Source organism: Curtobacterium sp. MCLR17_058 (assembly GCF_003234705.2).
Classification (GTDB): Bacteria; Actinomycetota; Actinomycetes; order Actinomycetales; family Microbacteriaceae; genus Curtobacterium; species Curtobacterium flaccumfaciens.
Window position 1 is genome coordinate 1467580 of sequence record NZ_CP126262.1, and the last position, 13865, is coordinate 1481444.

Consider the following 13865-nt stretch of genomic DNA (forward strand, 5'->3'; position numbering starts at 1 on the left):
GCGGAACTTCTCCGGACATCTGTCGCTTTCGCGGGGTGTTCGACGGCCGTCAGCGCAGCAGTGTCGCTTCGGCGGCACCGACCGCGCCGCCCGCAGCCGCGGTGGCCCCGACCGCACCGCCCGCCGTGACCGCGCCGCCCGCAGCCGCGGTGGCCCCGGCACCAGCAGCCCCTGCCAGCGGCATCCGGAAGAACGCGAGCTCCCACTCCGCCGAACGCCGGAACGCCCGCGCCATCCGCCCCCGCTCGTCGGGTGTCGCCGCACGGGCTGCCTCCTCGACGAGCCGGGTCGCCTCGGCGCTCGACGCCGCGAACCCCGGGTCCCCGTACGCCGTGATCCAGTCCGCGAAGGCGTGCCCGTCCGGAGCGACCCCGAGCTGCGACCCGACCCAGGCGTAGACCCGGAAGCACGGCAGCACCGCGGCGGCGAGCACCGCACGGGAGCCGGAGTCGGCGGCCTCCTGCAGGTGCGCGAGGTACCCGGCGCACGTGGGGTGCACGGGATCGTCGGCGTGCGAGCCGGCCAGCCGACGGTGGTGCAGGTCACGGGCCTCGTCGGCACACCCCTGCGCAGCCGCCGCCCAGAACGCAGCAGCATCGCCAGCAGCACCGCCAGCGCCAGCGCCAGCACCAGCACCAGCACCCGAACCACCACCGGCCCCGCCGACCCCGAGCGCCGCCAGGTGCCGCTCGTACGCCCGCAGGTAGTGGACGTCCTGCGCCAGGTAGCCCGCGAACACCTCCGGCTCGAGGGTCCCGTCCCGGAGCCCCACCAGGAACGCGCAGTCGATCGTCTCCTGCAGCACCGACGCCGCATCCGCCCACCACACGTCCGTGTACGACAGCGCCGGCAGGGCTGCCCGCGCCTGCGCCCCGTGGTCGACCGGGCCGTTGCCGCTCCCGACCGACAGTGCGTCGGCCCCGCGCAGCGCCGCCGTCAGCCACTCCTTCGCCACGCCGACCGCGAGCTCCCAGTCGCCGTGCCGCGCGGCGAGCGTCGCGATCGCACTGGAGAGCGAGCACCCGGTGCCGTGCGTGTTCGTCGTCGCGACCCGGGGACCCGTGAACACCCGCACGGTACCGTCCGGTGCCACGAGCACGTCGTCCGAGGTCGGCCCCTCGTCGTGCCCACCCTTCGCCAGCACCAGGACGTCCCAGCGCGCCGCCACGGCACGCGCGGCGTCCATCGACGAAGCCGACGCCGACGCACCACGACCGGGCACACCGGACCCGGCCAGCTCCGCCAGCACCACGAGCTCGGCCCGGTTCGGCGTCACCAGGTCGGCGAGCGCGAACAGCGCCCCCATGGCCGCCGCCGCGTCCTCGTCGAGCAGCCGGTCCCCGCTCGTCGCCACCATCACCGGGTCGACGACGACCACCGGTGGCCGGTGCTCCCGCAACCAGTCCGTCACGACCCGCACGACGTCGGCGGTGCCGAGCATCCCGATCTTCACCGCGTCGACCACGACGTCGTCCGACACCGCGTCGAGCTGCTCCCGCAGGAACCCGACGTCCGGCACGTGCACCGACCGCACCCCGTGCGTGTTCTGCGCGACGAGCGCCGTCACGACCCCCATCCCGTACCCGTCGTGCGCGGCGATCGCCTTGAGGTCCGCCTGCATCCCGGCCCCGCCCGTCGGGTCGGTCCCGGCGATGGTCAGCACCCGCGGGACGCTCATGCGTCCGCCCCGTGGTGCGTGGCGTCGGACTGGAGGCACGGATCGCCAGCACCTGACGGCCTCGCCTCCGTCCCGTGGTCGGGTCCAGGGCCCCACGCGGCCACGTACGCCGCCGCCGCGGATCCGGGGTCGGCCGCAGCGCAGATGCCCGAGACGATCGCGACCCCCGCGGCACCGGCGTCCCGGAGCGGCGCGACGTCGTCGAGGGTCACCCCGCCGATCGCCACGCACGGCACGTCGGTCGCGGCGGCCAGCCGTGCGAACCCGTCGTGGCCCAGCGCCGGCGGGTGGTCCGCCTTCGTCGCCGTGGGGTGCACGACCCCGACGCCGAGCAGGTCCACGGTGCCGCGGGGGAGTCGCTCGACGGCAGCCAGGTGCGCGAGCGTGTTCGCGGTGAGGCCCACGTGGGCGTCCGCTCCGAGCAGGGCACGGGCGGCGGTGACGGGGACGTCGGACTGGCCGAGGTGCACGCCCGCGACCCGGTGTCCCGCGTGCCGTGCGGCGAGGGCGACGTCGAGCCGGTCGTCGACCACCACCGTCGCACGGTCCCCGACGGCGTGGGCGACCGCCGCGGTGAGTGCCAGCAGGTCACGCGCCGAGGCGTCCTTGTCCCGTACCTGCACGATCCGGACCCCGGCGTGCACGGCGGCACGGACGACCCCGAGCACCCCGATGCCGTGCCGGTCGGCCAGGGCACCGTCGGTCACCAGGTAGACGCCGAACCCCGCAGCCTGCAGCCCGCTCATGCCGACACCGCCCGGGCACCGACAGGAGCGGTCTCGACCGTGATCCGGGCCTCGCGGACGACGTCCTCCGGGGTCAGCGACGCCAACCGGTCGAGGAACAGCGGCTGGAAGGTCCCCGGCCCACCGGCATCCCGCGCCGCGAGCTCCGCGGCGATCGTGTGCACGGCGGTGGCGGCGACGGCAGCGGCACCCGCGTCCTCCGGCGCGACCGACGTGAACGCGGCGACGACCGCGCCGAGCGCACACCCGCCACCGGTGATCCGCGTCAGCAGGTCGGTCCCGTTCGCGACCCGGACCACACCGATGCCGGGCGCGACCAGCAGGTCGACCGCACCCGACACGGCCACCGCGGCCACGAGCCTCCCGTCCGAAGCGGCGACGGACGCGACCCGGGCGTCCTCCGTGCCCACCGTGCTGTCGACCCCCCGGCCACCGGCCGAGTCGCCGAGCAGGGCGAGCACCTCGGACGCGTTGCCCCGCAGCACCGTCGGGTGCAGCGCGAGCAGATCGCGCGCCAGGGCGGTGCGCACCGGCAGCGAGCCGACCGCCACCGGGTCGAGGACCCACGGGGTCCCCGCGGCACGGGCAGCGTGCACGGCCTCGAGCGCGGCGACCCGCGGCTCGGCGTGCGGGGTACCGGTGTTCACCAGCAGGGCATCGGCGATGCGGGCGAACGGCCCCGCCTCGGTCGGCACGTCGACCATCGCCGGCGAGGCCCCGAGTGCGAGCAGCACGTTCGCCGTGACGTTCTGCACGACGGTGTTCGTGATGCACTGCACCAGCGGCGCCCGGGCACGCACGGCCTCGAGCAGTTCGGCGGTTCGGTGGGCCCAGGCAGGGGAGGGCGCAGCGGTTTCCATGGACGATCCCTTCGCGAGTACGAGCTCGAGCAGGTTCGACGGGTGTGATCTCAGCCGCTGGATGCGGCACCCCGTGTCTCGAGCGACACCGTACACGACGCCCGGTGACCACTCCGAGGCCCGCTCCGGGCACCGTGTGCCAGGGTTGGACCGTGCCAGATGCAACGCCTCCCGGGCCCCCACCCGGCCCCCGCGACCCCGGCGACGCCTGGGCGGTCGGCCCCGACGGCACCAAGGCGTGGGGACGCTTCGGCGCCGCCGGCCTGCTCGTCGACGACGGCGCCGGCCGCGTGCTCCTGCAGCACCGCGTCGAGTGGAGCCACCACGGCGGCACCTGGGGCATCCCCGGCGGCGCACGGCACCAGGGCGAAGCCGCGGTGACCGCCGCCCTCCGCGAATCCGCTGAAGAGGCCGGCGTGCCCGACGACGCGATCGCACTGCGCCACACGGCGCTGCTCGACCTGGGGTTCTGGACCTACACGACCGTCGTGGGGCGCGCCTCCCGACCCTTCGAACCCGTCATCGCCGACCGCGAGAGCCTCGCCCTGTCGTGGATCCCGATCGACCAGGTCGACGACCTGCCCCTGCACCCCGGCTTCGGCAGGTCGTGGCCGGCGCTCCGCGCCACGGTCGCGACCACCCCGCACGTCGTCGTCGACGCCGCCAACGTCGTCGGCAGCGTGCCCGACGGCTGGTGGAAGGACCGACCCGGTGCCGCATCGCTCCTGTTGGAACAGGTGTCGGCGCTCGCCGCGGGCGGGGTTTCCTCATCGTTGCTCGACCTGCCGTTCGCGCGGTGGTGGCCGAGGTGGACCGTGGTGCTCGAGGGGGAGGCCCGGGCCGCTGCGGACGTGGGCGGTGCGGGTGGAGACCGCGGCGCCGCCACCGGCGCTGTCGACGTCGTCCGTGCTCCGGCCTCCGGCGACGATGCCATCGTCGAGTCCGCGCGGGCCGCGGTGCAGGCCGGCGACGGGCCGGTCGTCGTCGTGACGGCCGACCGCGAGCTCCGCGACCGCGTCGAGGCCCTCGGCGCGATCGTCCACGGGCCGTCCTGGTTGCGCGACCAGCTGTAGCCGCCATCCGGACCGCCGCGTTCCGGATGGTCTCCGAGCGGCCGTCGGTCGCTGCCGGTACGCTGGCCCTCCGTCAACGGAGACGCAACACGCAGGAGGTTCCCCTTGGAGCGCATCACCAGGGCCGACGACCGAGTCCACCGCCCCGCCGGGCCGTGGACCCCCACGGTGCACCGGCTGCTCGCCCACCTGCACGAGCAGGGGTTCGTCGCAGCCCCCGAACCGATCGCCCTCGGTGACACCCTCGAGACGGTCTCGTTCGTCCCCGGTGTCGCGGGCGAGTACCCCTGGACCGAGGACATCGCCAGCGAGGCCGCCCTCGTCACCAGCGCCCGACTGCTCCGCCAGTTCCACGACGCCGCCGCGAGCTTCCCGCGCAGCGCCACCGACGACCTCTGGTCCCAGGCCGACCGCGCCCCCGTCGAGACGATCGTGCACGGGGACTTCGCCCCGTACAACTGCGTCTACGACGGCATCGCCGCCGTGGGCCTGATCGACTTCGACACCGCACACCCCGGCCCCCGCGTCTGGGACGTCGCGAGTGCCGTCTACCGGTTCGCACCGTTCACCACCGGCTCCGTCGAGGGATCGACGCCCCCCGACCTCGACGAGCGGCTCGCACGGGCCGCCGAGTTCTGCCGCGCCTACGCCCTCGACGACCGCTCCCGGGGCGTCCTGGCCGAGACGATGATCGCGTCCCTCGTCGCCCTGGTCACGACGATCGAGCACGAGGCCGCCGCCGGCAACCCGAAGTTCGTCAGCGACCTGCAGCACGGCCACGCCGACCTGTACCGCGCCGACGTCGCCTACCTGGAGCAGCACGCCGCCGCCGTCACCGCCGCCGTCGCGTGACCACCAGCCCCGCGCGGCTCCGCACAGCGCGGTCCGCGGCGCAGGGCATCGCGGTGCCCGGACTGCGCCCCACCGAGGTCGTCGAGCGGATGCTGGCGGTGCAGGGGCAGGACCTCGGCCAGGTGCTCTGGGCCATCGGGGTCCGCGCTCCCGGATCGTCGCGGGACGACGTCCGCGAGGCCTTCGACCGCGGGGAACTCGTTCGCTCGTGGCCGATGCGCGGCACCCTGCACGCCCTGCGCCCCGACGACCTGCGTCTGCTGCTCTCGCTCACCGCCGAGCGGACGCTCCGCACGATCGCCCGACGCGCCGCCGAGCTCGGCATCGACGACGCCCTGCTCGGCCGGGCCCGGGACGCGACGATCGCGGCCCTGGGCGGTGGTCGTGCGCTGGTCCGGGACGACCTGTTCGCGGCGTACCGCGCTGCCGGTATCGACCCCGCCGGCGGTCGCGGCTACCACCTGGTCCTGCAGCTCGCGCAGGAATGCCTCGTCGCCTGGGGGCCCACCGCCCGCGTCGGGCAGGGGCTCGTGCTGCTCGACGAGTGGGCACCCGCCACCGCTGAGCTGCCGGACCGCGACGAAGCCCTCCGCCGGGTCCTGCTCGGGTACCTGCGCGGCCGTGGCCCCGCGACCGAGGCCGACGCCGCAGGCTGGACGAAGCTGCCGCTCGGTGACCTCCGCCGAGCGCGGGCCGCGGCGGGGGACGCGGTCGAGGACCTCGGCGACGGGCTCCTCGACGTCGCCGACCGGCCGGCAGCCGCGCGCGTCCCCACCGGGCACCTGCTCCCCGGCTTCGACGAGTACCTGCTCGGGTACGCCGACCGGTCCGCGCAGCTCGACCCCGCGCACGCCGACCGGGTCGTCCCCGGGGCCAACGGCATGTTCCTGCCGATGGCCGTCGTCCGGGGTCGCGTCGTCGGCACCTGGAGGCGCACCGAGCGCCGGGCCGGGCACCTCGTCACCGTCGCACCCTTCGGTGCCCTCGACGCGGCATCGGTCCGCGCGCTCGAGGCGGCGGCCGCGCGGTACGCGGCGTTCCTCGGTGCGCCCGTCGCGACCACGGTGGTCTGACGCGACCACCTGCGGACCGTGTGCCGAGGCTGCCCGGCCGCACCGCTCCTCCAGACCGCACCCAGCAACCATGCGGCGGACTCCGACACTGCCTCCGGTAATGTCGCAGGGCCATGACGGACAGCCCGGCCGACGCCACCCCCTACGAAGTCCTCGGCGTCCCCGCGACGGCTGACGACGAAGCGCTCCGCCGTGCCTACCGGCGGGCCTCCCGCGAGACGCACCCCGACCTCGGCGGCGACGCCCAGCGCTTCCGCCAGGTCCAGCTCGCATGGGAGCGCATCGGCACGCCGGCGGCCCGGCGCGCGTACGACATCGGGTCCCGCGCGTACGGCGCGTCCGGGGCGACCGCCGGCAGGGGTGACACCGGTCGCGACGCCTACGCGCCCCCGGCAGCGCGTCGCGACACCCGCCCCCGGGCCCGGTCCCACGGACACCCCGGCGGTCGGTCGCGCGAGGTCTTCCTGCAGGCCGAACGCGAGTGGGTCGGCCTCGGCGACCCCATCGAGGACCCGTACGACCCCACGCTCATCCGCTCCGCGCCCCGGCACATCCGGCGCCTGCTCGCCGAGGCCCTGGCCGAAGAAGCGACCGCCCTGATCGTCTCCGACATGGGGATCGGCGTCACGGTGTGGCACGACCTCGACGCCGGAGCCGAGGGCAAGCTCGACCACGCCGTCCTGACCCCGAGCGGGCTCTGGGCCGTCGAGTCCATCGACTGGGGCGCTCCGGTCCGCGTCGAGCACGGCGAGATCGTCGGCGAGACGCTCGCACCGGGGGAGCGACCCGTCAAGGAACTCGTCCGCGCCGCCCGTGCCGTGCAGAAGCAGACCCGGGTGCGGTTCTCCGGGCGGCTGCTCGTCGTGCCGGACGCCGCCGTCACCGAGGACGTGCAGCTCGTCGGCTCCCCGAAGAAGCCCACCGCGCTCGTCGTCCGCCGGAGTGCGCTCGCCCAGGTGCTGAACGGCGTCTGGTCGCCGGCCGGTTCCGTCGACGTGTTCGAGATCCGCGACCGCCTGCAGCAGACAGTCCGCTTCGTCTGACCCTGACGCCTGACGCCTGACGCCTGACGCTCGACCCGGGCTCCGACGGTCACCGTCCGACGCGTCGTACGATCACGGCATGCGCGAAGAGGTCGTCGTCGTGGTCGGCGGATGGGAGCACGACTGCTGCGGGCCCGCCTACGAACGGCAGGCCACGGCGGCGTTCACCGCGTACGGAAGGACGCCGCGGTTTGCCGAGTCCCGGCACCACGACGACCCGTTCGGCATCACGGAGTTCCGTGGTCGGGTGGCCGATCTGTTCGTCGTCGCGGAGGACGGCACCCGCATCCCCGTCCACCGCATCCCGTCCGGTCGCGCGCTGGGCGGATCCGATCCGGACGACGACGGGCACCTCGAGGTGCCCTGGACCGGAGAACGGATCGAGGTCGAGTCCGACACGTTCGAGATCGTGGTCGATGTCCACGTGCCCGGGTCCGGGTCCGCGAAGCGTCAGTAGCCGCGGAGCTTCTCGAGGTCGCGGCGCTCCCGCTTGCTCGGCCGTCCGGCGCCGCGATCGCGCATCGGGACGAAGCCGGCCTCTTCCTTCGACAGCCGCGGCGGGGTCTTGTCCTCGAAGTGCTTCGCCGCCTCGGGGGCGCTCGTCCGCTTCAGGATGATGCCGGTGACCATGACGATGCGGTCGAAGCCGTTCTGGCGCACCCGCACCTCGTCGCCGGGGCCGATCGGCTGCGCCGGCTTCGCGCGCTCCCCGTTCACCCGGACGTGACCGGCCTTGCACGCGGCGGTCGCGGCCGACCGGGTCTTGGTGATCCGGACGGCCCAGATCCAGCTGTCGACCCGGGCCTTCTCCATGCCGACACTCTAGGCGGCCCGTACCCTGGGGCGGTGCATGCGGACGAACAGGCGGCGATCGCCCGGGCCCGTGCCCTCGGGGTGCTGCGCGACGCCGCGATCGGGGACCGCCTGGTGGTCCGGGCGCACCACGGGGACGGCGCGCAGGACGCCCTCGGCGACCTGGTCGCCCGGACGCCCAACGCCGTGACGATCGCGACCCGCCGCGGCCCGGTCGAGGTCCAGCTCGCCGACGTCGTCGCCGCGAAGCCCGTCCCGCCGCCCCCGCCCGCGCGGCCTGCTCGACGCTGACGCGCTCGGCTCGCACCGTGCGGACTTGTCGTGCTGTCGAGCCGGGGTCGCACGGTGCGGACTTCGTCGGCGGGTGCGTCTTCGGAGGCTCGGTGCGGGGTTGTGGTGCCGCACGGAGCCACCAGCCCCGCACGGTGTGGCGGAGGCGGCACCGTCCGGGATTCGCGGAGCCGGGGTCGCACGGTGCGGACTTCGTCGGCGGGTGCGTCTTCGGAGGCTCGGTGCGGGGTTGTGGTGCCGCACGGAGCCACCAGCCCCGCACGGTGTGGCGGAGGCGGCACGGTGCGGGATTCGCGGAGCCGGGGTCGCACGGTGCGGACTTCGTCGGCGGGTGCGTCTTCGGAGGCTCGGTGCGGGGTTGTGGTGCTGCACGGAGCCACCAGCCCCGCACCGGCTGACGAACCTCGCACCGTGCGAACCCGGCGCCCCACCCCACCCCGCCGCGCAGCCCGGCCCCGCCCACCCCGGCGAGCCGCAGGCCCCCGCGCCCCGCTCCCGACATACGCTCATCCCATGGCAGTCCCCGTCCCGCTCGGCACCGAGGACCGCACCGCCCGCCTCACCCTCCGCCGCCCGGACTCCTGGCGCCGCGAGGACTCAGCCCAGGCGGACCTGCGCGTCACCGGCGACGACGTCGTCCTCACCGTCCGATCCCGCCCCAGCGACCGCGCGATCGGCGACGAGAACACCGGTCTGCTCGAACGGCTGCCCGGCTCCGTCGAGGGCCTGCTGCTCGTCGGCTGCGACCCGTGGACCACCGCCGGCGCCCCGGCCCGGCTGGTCGAGTACGTCCGGCCCGACGAACACGGCGACGTCGCCGGCACCCACCTGCTCTTCGTCACCGGTCGGCACCGCGTCGACCTCACGATCGAACGCCCGCTCGCCCGGCTGCTCGAGACCGACGACCTCGTGCTCGCGGTCCTCGAGAGCGTCCGCGCCACCGAGACGGTCCCGGTCCGCCCCGAGCGTGACCTCGAACCCCTGCCGGTCCCCGCCCCGGCACCGTCGCTCGACGGCCCCCGCCTCAGCACGGACGCGATCGGCACCCTTCGGAGCCTCGCCGGACGCCGGTGGAACCCCACGCTCCTCCGCACCGCGGCGGGCCGCGAACTCATCGAGGCGGGCCTCGTCGGCCGACTCGGCACGCTGCCGGAGTCGACCCAGACCCTCCTCGAACCCTGGCAGGGCGATGCCCAGCCGGTCACGCTGGAACAGCACCTGCCCGACGGGGGCGAGTCGCGCCTCCAGGCCTGGTCGCAGACCGTCGTCGACGGGACCGACGCGGCGGGCGCCGTGGTCGCGTCCGTCACGCCGGACCGGGCCGTCGCGCTGCTGGCCGGGAGGCTCGGCATCGGTCCGACGTGGACCTTCCCGTTCCGCACGGGGTCGCTCCCCGGGCACCTGCTCGGCCGCAGGCTGGCCGGCGGTCCGGACGCACCGGACCTGCCGGAGGCCCTCGCCGAGGCGGACCCGCGCCTCGCGCGGTTCTGGGCGGCGCCGTGGACCGTCTCGTACCTGCGTCGACCCGGCAAGCCGAAGCCGATCACGATCGTGCGGGCCGAGGGGCACGGGTTCGCGCGCGTGGGCGCGACGAAGGCCGGGGAGACCGCCTTCCGGACGGACTCCCCGGCCAACGTCTACCGGTCGGTGGTGCGGGCGCTGCTGGGTTGAGCGCGCCCGGGTTCTCCCGCTACGCGGCGGGGCCGGCGGTCAGGGTGATCGTGACCGTCTTCGCGGCGCCGGTGCTGTCGGTGTAGCGGACGCTCACCTTGTCGCCCACCGAGTGAGACTGCACGACCTTGGTGAGCTGGTCCGAGCTCGTGACCGCGGTGCCGTCGATGCTCGTGATCGTGTCCCCGGCGGTCAGGCCGGCGCTCGCGGCGCCGGAGCCCTCGACCGTGCCGGCGACGGCGACGCCGCCCGTGGTGCCGGTGGTGTTGCTGACCTCGACCCCGAGGAACGCGGGCAGCCCGATGGTGATCGTGCTCGAGGACTCCCCGGCGAGGATCTTCTCGGCGATCGTCTTCGCGGTGGTGATCGGGATGGCGTAGCCGGTGACGTCGGCCGTGCCGGAGGACGCTGCCGTGGCCATGCCGACGACCTCGCCCTCACTGTCGAGCACCGGGCCGCCGGAGTCGCCGGAGACGATGTCCGCCGAGATCTCGATCAGGCCGGTCAGGGACTCGGTGCCGGTGCCGGACTCGCTCTGCACCTGGATGTCCTGGTCGGTCGCGGTGACGGTGCCCTCGGCGGCGACGAGGTTGCCGGTGCCCTCCGCGTTGCCGACGTCCTTGACGGTGTCACCGGTGCTCGGCTCGCCGTCGTCGTCGAGCGTGACCGTGGAGAGTCCGGAGGCGTTCTCGAGCTTCAGCACGGCGACGTCGTTGGTGGCGTCGGCCCCGACCACGTCGGCCTTGTACTCCTTGCCGGTGGTCTCGTCGGTGACGGTGATGCTCGTCGCGCCCTGGATCACGTGGTTGTTCGTCAGGATCGTGCCGTCGGAGGTCAGGACCATGCCGGTGCCGGCCGCCTGTGACGACTCGTCGTAGTTCAGGACGGTGTTGATGGTCACGACGCCCTTCTTGTCGGCGGCCGTCGCCGCGGTGGCGGGGGACTGGGTCGTGCCGGTGCCGGTGCTGCCGTCGCCGCTGGTGCCGCTGCCGCTGCCGTCGCCGGGCACCGTGAAGCCGTTCGTCCCGTCGCTGCTGCCGGTGCCGCCGGTCCCGTCGGTGCCGTCGGTGCCGGATCCGGTGCCGGGGAGCGTGGTGGTGCCCTGCGACTGGCTCGACGTCGTGGTCGTCCCCTGCGAGGACAGGCCGAGGGCGGTGCCGCCGGCCGCACCGACGATGGCGAGTGCAGCGATGCCGGAGCCGATCATCAGTCCCAGGCGACGCGGGCGCTTCGTCCCACCGGGGTGGTTCGCGGTCGCCGCCGAGTACGCCCAGGCGTGGTTCGCGCCGGCGAGGGCGGGGCTGCCGATCAGGTACGGGCCGCGGCCGTCCGGCGTGTAGGCGTAGGGGCCGGAGCCGTCCGGACCGTAGAGGTAGGGACCGGAGCCGTCGAACGCGTACGCCGGGCGCAGGGAGGCCGGGTCGGCGTGCGGCGCCTCCCAGTGCATCCCGGGAGCCTGCTGCTGCGCGGCGGGGGTGCCGTCCTCGTCGTGGTCGGCGGCTGCGGGGTTCGGGGTCTCGTTCATCGGTGCTCTCCGGTCGTCCCTCGACGGCCCGGTCGGGCGTCGATGGAGACCAGTACAGGGCGCTTCCCCATGACGAGCCTATGAACGAACCCTGCGCACGCTCCGGGCTTGCTCGGGGGACGCCGAGTGGGGCTCCGGCGTTAGGGTGGCCTTACTTCCATGCCTCCGTCGACGTCCACGCCCCCGGCTCCCAGCTCCGTCCCCCGACTCGTCGGTGCGACCGTGCTGGCGGTCGTCGTCCTCGCCGTGGCGTGTGCGCTGTCGATCGCGTACGGCTCGCGGCCGATCCCGCTCGGCACCGTCCTCGACACGGTGATGCACCCCGGGCGGAGCGACGAGGTCGGGATCATCGTGCTCGGCAACCGTGTGCCCCGCACCGTCGTCGGACTGCTCGCCGGAACCGCGCTCGGGGTGGCCGGGGCAGTCATGCAGGGCGTGACGCGGAACCCGCTCGCCGACCCGAGCGTCCTCGGCATCAACTCCGGAGCGACGCTGGCCGTGGTGGCCGGGATCGCGGTCTTCGGCGTGAGCGGCACGGCTGCCTACCTGCCGTTCGCGTTCGTCGGGGCCGCACTCGCCGCCGTGCTCGTGTACGGGATCGCGACCGTCGCCCGTCGTGGCCTCTCACCCGTCGGGCTCGCCCTCGCCGGAGCCGTGGTCGCCGCGGCGCTGTCGTCGGTCACCACCGCGGTGCTCGTGACCGACCAGAGCCTGCTCGACCAGCTGCGGTTCTGGCAGGTCGGTGCCCTCGCCGGCAAGGACCTCGGCACGGCGGGGATCATCACGGCGCCGGTGCTCGTCGGGCTGGTGATCGCGTTCGGTCTCGGTCGGTCGCTGAACACCCTCGCGCTCGGGGACGAACTCGCGGCGTCGCTCGGGCAGCGGGTCGTGCTCGTCCGCGCCGTCGGCGGTCTGGTCGCGGTGCTGCTGGCCGGCTCCGCGGTGGCCGCCGCCGGGCCGATCGCCTTCGTCGGGCTCGCCGTGCCGCACGCCGTCCGCCGGCTGAGTGGCCCCGACCACCGCTGGACCATCCTGCTGTCGGCGATCGTCGCCCCCGCACTGCTGCTCGTCGCCGACGTCATCGGCCGAGTCGTGGCGTACCCGGGGGAGCTGCAGGTCGGCATCGTCACGGCGTTGATCGGCGCGCCGGTGTTCATCGCGCTCGTGCGGTCGAAGGCGGTGCGGGGACTGTGAGGCAGTTGTTCGGCTCCGGCCGCCCGCGGTCCGGCGGTCTGCGCCGCTCGGCCGGCCTGCGTCGTGAGGTCGCGGTGCTCGTCGCCGTGGTGGCGGTCGTCGTGGTGCTCGTCCTGGTCGGGCTCGGCGCCGGTTCGATCCCGCTCACCCCGGGCCAGGTGCTCGCCTCCTTGTTCGGCCAGGGGGACCGGATCTCGGACTTCGTGATCGGGCAGCTCCGCGGGCCGCGGGTGCTCGGTGCCGTCCTCGTCGGGGCCAGTCTCGGCGTCGCGGGCGCGATCGTGCAGAGCGTCGTGCGGAACCCGATCGCGAGCCCCGACGTCATCGGGATCACCTCGGGGGCCAGCGCCGCCGGACTCACCGCCATCGTGCTGTTCGGTGCCAGCGGTGGCACGCTCTTCTCGGTCGTGCTGGTCGGCGCCGTGGTGGTCTCGATCGTCATCGCCGGGCTCGCCTGGCGACGGGGGATCACCGGCAACCGGGTGATCCTCGTCGGGATCGGCGTCGCGGCCATCTGCCTGAGCATCACCGGCTGGATGCTCACGAGCGGCACCGTCACCCAGGCCGGCACCGCGCTGCTCTGGCTCTCCGGCAGCCTGAACGCCGTCGACCGCGACCTGGTCGGGGTGCTCGGCGTCGCGTTCGTCGTGCTCGTCGTGCTCGCGCTGCTGCAGTCCGCCCGTCTGCAGGTGCTGAGCCTCGGGGACGAGGTCGCCGCCGCACTCGGACTCCGGCCGGACCGGGCGAAGGTGCTCCTGCTCCTCACCGCCGTGTGCCTGACCGCCGCAGCCGTCGCCACCGCGGGGCCCGTCTCGTTCGTGGCGCTGATGTCTGCGCCGATCGCCCGACGCCTCGTCGGCGGCGGACGGGTGGCGCTCGCGCCGGCCGCTGCCGTCGGTGCCGCGATCACGCTCGGCAGCGACCTGCTGGCACAGTTCGCCTTCCCCGGCAACGCGCTGCCGGTGGGCGTCGTGACGGGCGTCGTGGGGGCGCCGTACCTGCTCTGGTTGCTCGCACGCGGACGGTGACGCCGGGTCGCACGAGTC

14 protein-coding genes and 1 riboswitch are annotated in these 13865 nt (G+C 74.7%); of the genes, 9 read left to right on the forward strand and 5 right to left on the reverse strand.

Annotated features, from left to right (window positions below; genetic code table 11):
* Positions 1 to 49 precede the first annotated feature (49 nt).
* The 3 genes from thiD to thiM all read right to left on the reverse strand — a co-directional run bounded on the left by thiD (position 50) and on the right by thiM (position 3284).
* Positions 50 to 1678 (reverse strand): bifunctional hydroxymethylpyrimidine kinase/phosphomethylpyrimidine kinase, encoded by a 1629-nt coding sequence (gene thiD / locus DEJ11_RS06995; RefSeq protein ID WP_111104677.1) that lies wholly within the window; start codon positions 1676 to 1678, stop codon positions 50 to 52.
* The gene (thiE, locus tag DEJ11_RS07000) at positions 1675 to 2424 is read right to left on the reverse strand and encodes a thiamine phosphate synthase (protein ID WP_258375517.1); all 750 of its coding nucleotides are present in this window, start codon (positions 2422 to 2424) and stop codon (positions 1675 to 1677) included. The genes thiD and thiE overlap by 4 nt, the downstream gene beginning before the upstream one ends.
* Positions 2421 to 3284 (reverse strand): hydroxyethylthiazole kinase, encoded by an 864-nt coding sequence (gene thiM, locus DEJ11_RS07005; protein WP_181440883.1) that lies wholly within the window; start codon positions 3282 to 3284, stop codon positions 2421 to 2423. The genes thiE and thiM overlap by 4 nt, the downstream gene beginning before the upstream one ends.
* Positions 3273 to 3368, reverse strand: a riboswitch (TPP riboswitch). Its footprint overlaps the gene before it by 12 nt.
* Positions 3369 to 3436: 68 nt before the next feature.
* Here thiM and DEJ11_RS07010 point away from each other — a divergent pair.
* The 5 genes from DEJ11_RS07010 to DEJ11_RS07030 all read left to right on the forward strand — a co-directional run bounded on the left by DEJ11_RS07010 (position 3437) and on the right by DEJ11_RS07030 (position 7782).
* Positions 3437 to 4357 (forward strand): NUDIX domain-containing protein, encoded by a 921-nt coding sequence (locus DEJ11_RS07010; protein ID WP_111104680.1) that lies wholly within the window; start codon positions 3437 to 3439, stop codon positions 4355 to 4357.
* A 105-nt stretch (positions 4358 to 4462) separates the two neighbouring features.
* Entirely contained in the window at positions 4463 to 5209 is a 747-nt protein-coding gene (locus DEJ11_RS07015; protein WP_181440884.1) for a phosphotransferase enzyme family protein, read from the forward strand.
* Complete coding sequence (locus DEJ11_RS07020; RefSeq protein WP_111104686.1) at positions 5206 to 6282, forward strand: winged helix DNA-binding domain-containing protein; 1077 nt, start codon at positions 5206 to 5208, stop codon at positions 6280 to 6282. The genes DEJ11_RS07015 and DEJ11_RS07020 overlap by 4 nt, the downstream gene beginning before the upstream one ends.
* 113 nt (positions 6283 to 6395) lie before the next feature.
* Positions 6396 to 7325: a J domain-containing protein gene (locus DEJ11_RS07025; RefSeq protein ID WP_111104689.1), complete on the forward strand. Its 930-nt coding sequence runs from the start codon at positions 6396 to 6398 to the stop codon at positions 7323 to 7325.
* Between the two features lie 79 nt (positions 7326 to 7404).
* Positions 7405 to 7782: a hypothetical protein gene (locus DEJ11_RS07030; protein ID WP_181438500.1), complete on the forward strand. Its 378-nt coding sequence runs from the start codon at positions 7405 to 7407 to the stop codon at positions 7780 to 7782.
* Here DEJ11_RS07030 and DEJ11_RS07035 read toward each other — a convergent pair.
* Positions 7776 to 8138 carry an RNA-binding S4 domain-containing protein gene (locus DEJ11_RS07035; protein ID WP_071405402.1) on the reverse strand — a complete coding sequence of 121 codons (363 nt, stop codon included), beginning with the start codon at positions 8136 to 8138 and terminating at the stop codon, positions 7776 to 7778. The genes DEJ11_RS07030 and DEJ11_RS07035 overlap by 7 nt on opposite strands.
* A 33-nt stretch (positions 8139 to 8171) precedes the next feature.
* Between DEJ11_RS07035 and DEJ11_RS07040 the strand changes: the two genes are divergently transcribed.
* Both DEJ11_RS07040 and DEJ11_RS07045 read left to right on the forward strand, forming a co-directional pair.
* The gene (locus DEJ11_RS07040) at positions 8172 to 8429 is read left to right on the forward strand and encodes a hypothetical protein (RefSeq protein WP_258375518.1); all 258 of its coding nucleotides are present in this window, start codon (positions 8172 to 8174) and stop codon (positions 8427 to 8429) included.
* Between the two features lie 513 nt (positions 8430 to 8942).
* Complete coding sequence (locus DEJ11_RS07045) at positions 8943 to 10100, forward strand: hypothetical protein (RefSeq protein WP_111103505.1); 1158 nt, start codon at positions 8943 to 8945, stop codon at positions 10098 to 10100.
* A 19-nt stretch (positions 10101 to 10119) separates the two neighbouring features.
* Here DEJ11_RS07045 and DEJ11_RS07050 read toward each other — a convergent pair whose 3' ends face one another.
* On the reverse strand, positions 10120 to 11625 hold the full coding sequence (locus tag DEJ11_RS07050) for a S1C family serine protease (RefSeq protein WP_258375376.1): 1506 nt from the start codon (positions 11623 to 11625) through the stop codon (positions 10120 to 10122).
* Between the two features lie 159 nt (positions 11626 to 11784).
* Here DEJ11_RS07050 and DEJ11_RS07055 point away from each other — a divergent pair, with 159 nt between their 5' ends.
* Together DEJ11_RS07055 and DEJ11_RS07060 are read left to right on the forward strand one after the other, a co-directional pair.
* Positions 11785 to 12819, forward strand: coding sequence for a FecCD family ABC transporter permease (locus tag DEJ11_RS07055; RefSeq protein ID WP_111103507.1), 1035 nt, complete (start codon positions 11785 to 11787; stop codon positions 12817 to 12819).
* A complete protein-coding gene (locus tag DEJ11_RS07060) occupies positions 12816 to 13847 on the forward strand; it encodes a FecCD family ABC transporter permease (RefSeq protein ID WP_258375377.1) in 1032 nt (343 codons plus the stop codon). Before DEJ11_RS07055 ends, DEJ11_RS07060 begins: the two co-directional genes overlap by 4 nt.
* Positions 13848 to 13865: the final 18 nt, after the last annotated feature.

Coding starts and splice junctions, on each gene's coding strand:
- DEJ11_RS07055 (WP_111103507.1), top strand. CDS start 11,785: ATGCCTCCGTCGACGTCCACGCCCCCGGCTCCCAGCTCCGTCCCCCGA.
- DEJ11_RS07050 (WP_258375376.1), bottom strand. CDS start 11,625: ATGAACGAGACCCCGAACCCCGCAGCCGCCGACCACGACGAGGACGGC.
- thiE (WP_258375517.1), bottom strand. CDS start 2,424: ATGAGCGGGCTGCAGGCTGCGGGGTTCGGCGTCTACCTGGTGACCGAC.
- DEJ11_RS07045 (WP_111103505.1), top strand. CDS start 8,943: ATGGCAGTCCCCGTCCCGCTCGGCACCGAGGACCGCACCGCCCGCCTC.
- DEJ11_RS07025 (WP_111104689.1), top strand. CDS start 6,396: ATGACGGACAGCCCGGCCGACGCCACCCCCTACGAAGTCCTCGGCGTC.
- thiD (WP_111104677.1), bottom strand. CDS start 1,678: ATGAGCGTCCCGCGGGTGCTGACCATCGCCGGGACCGACCCGACGGGC.
- DEJ11_RS07030 (WP_181438500.1), top strand. CDS start 7,405: ATGCGCGAAGAGGTCGTCGTCGTGGTCGGCGGATGGGAGCACGACTGC.
- DEJ11_RS07035 (WP_071405402.1), bottom strand. CDS start 8,138: ATGGAGAAGGCCCGGGTCGACAGCTGGATCTGGGCCGTCCGGATCACC.
- thiM (WP_181440883.1), bottom strand. CDS start 3,284: ATGGAAACCGCTGCGCCCTCCCCTGCCTGGGCCCACCGAACCGCCGAA.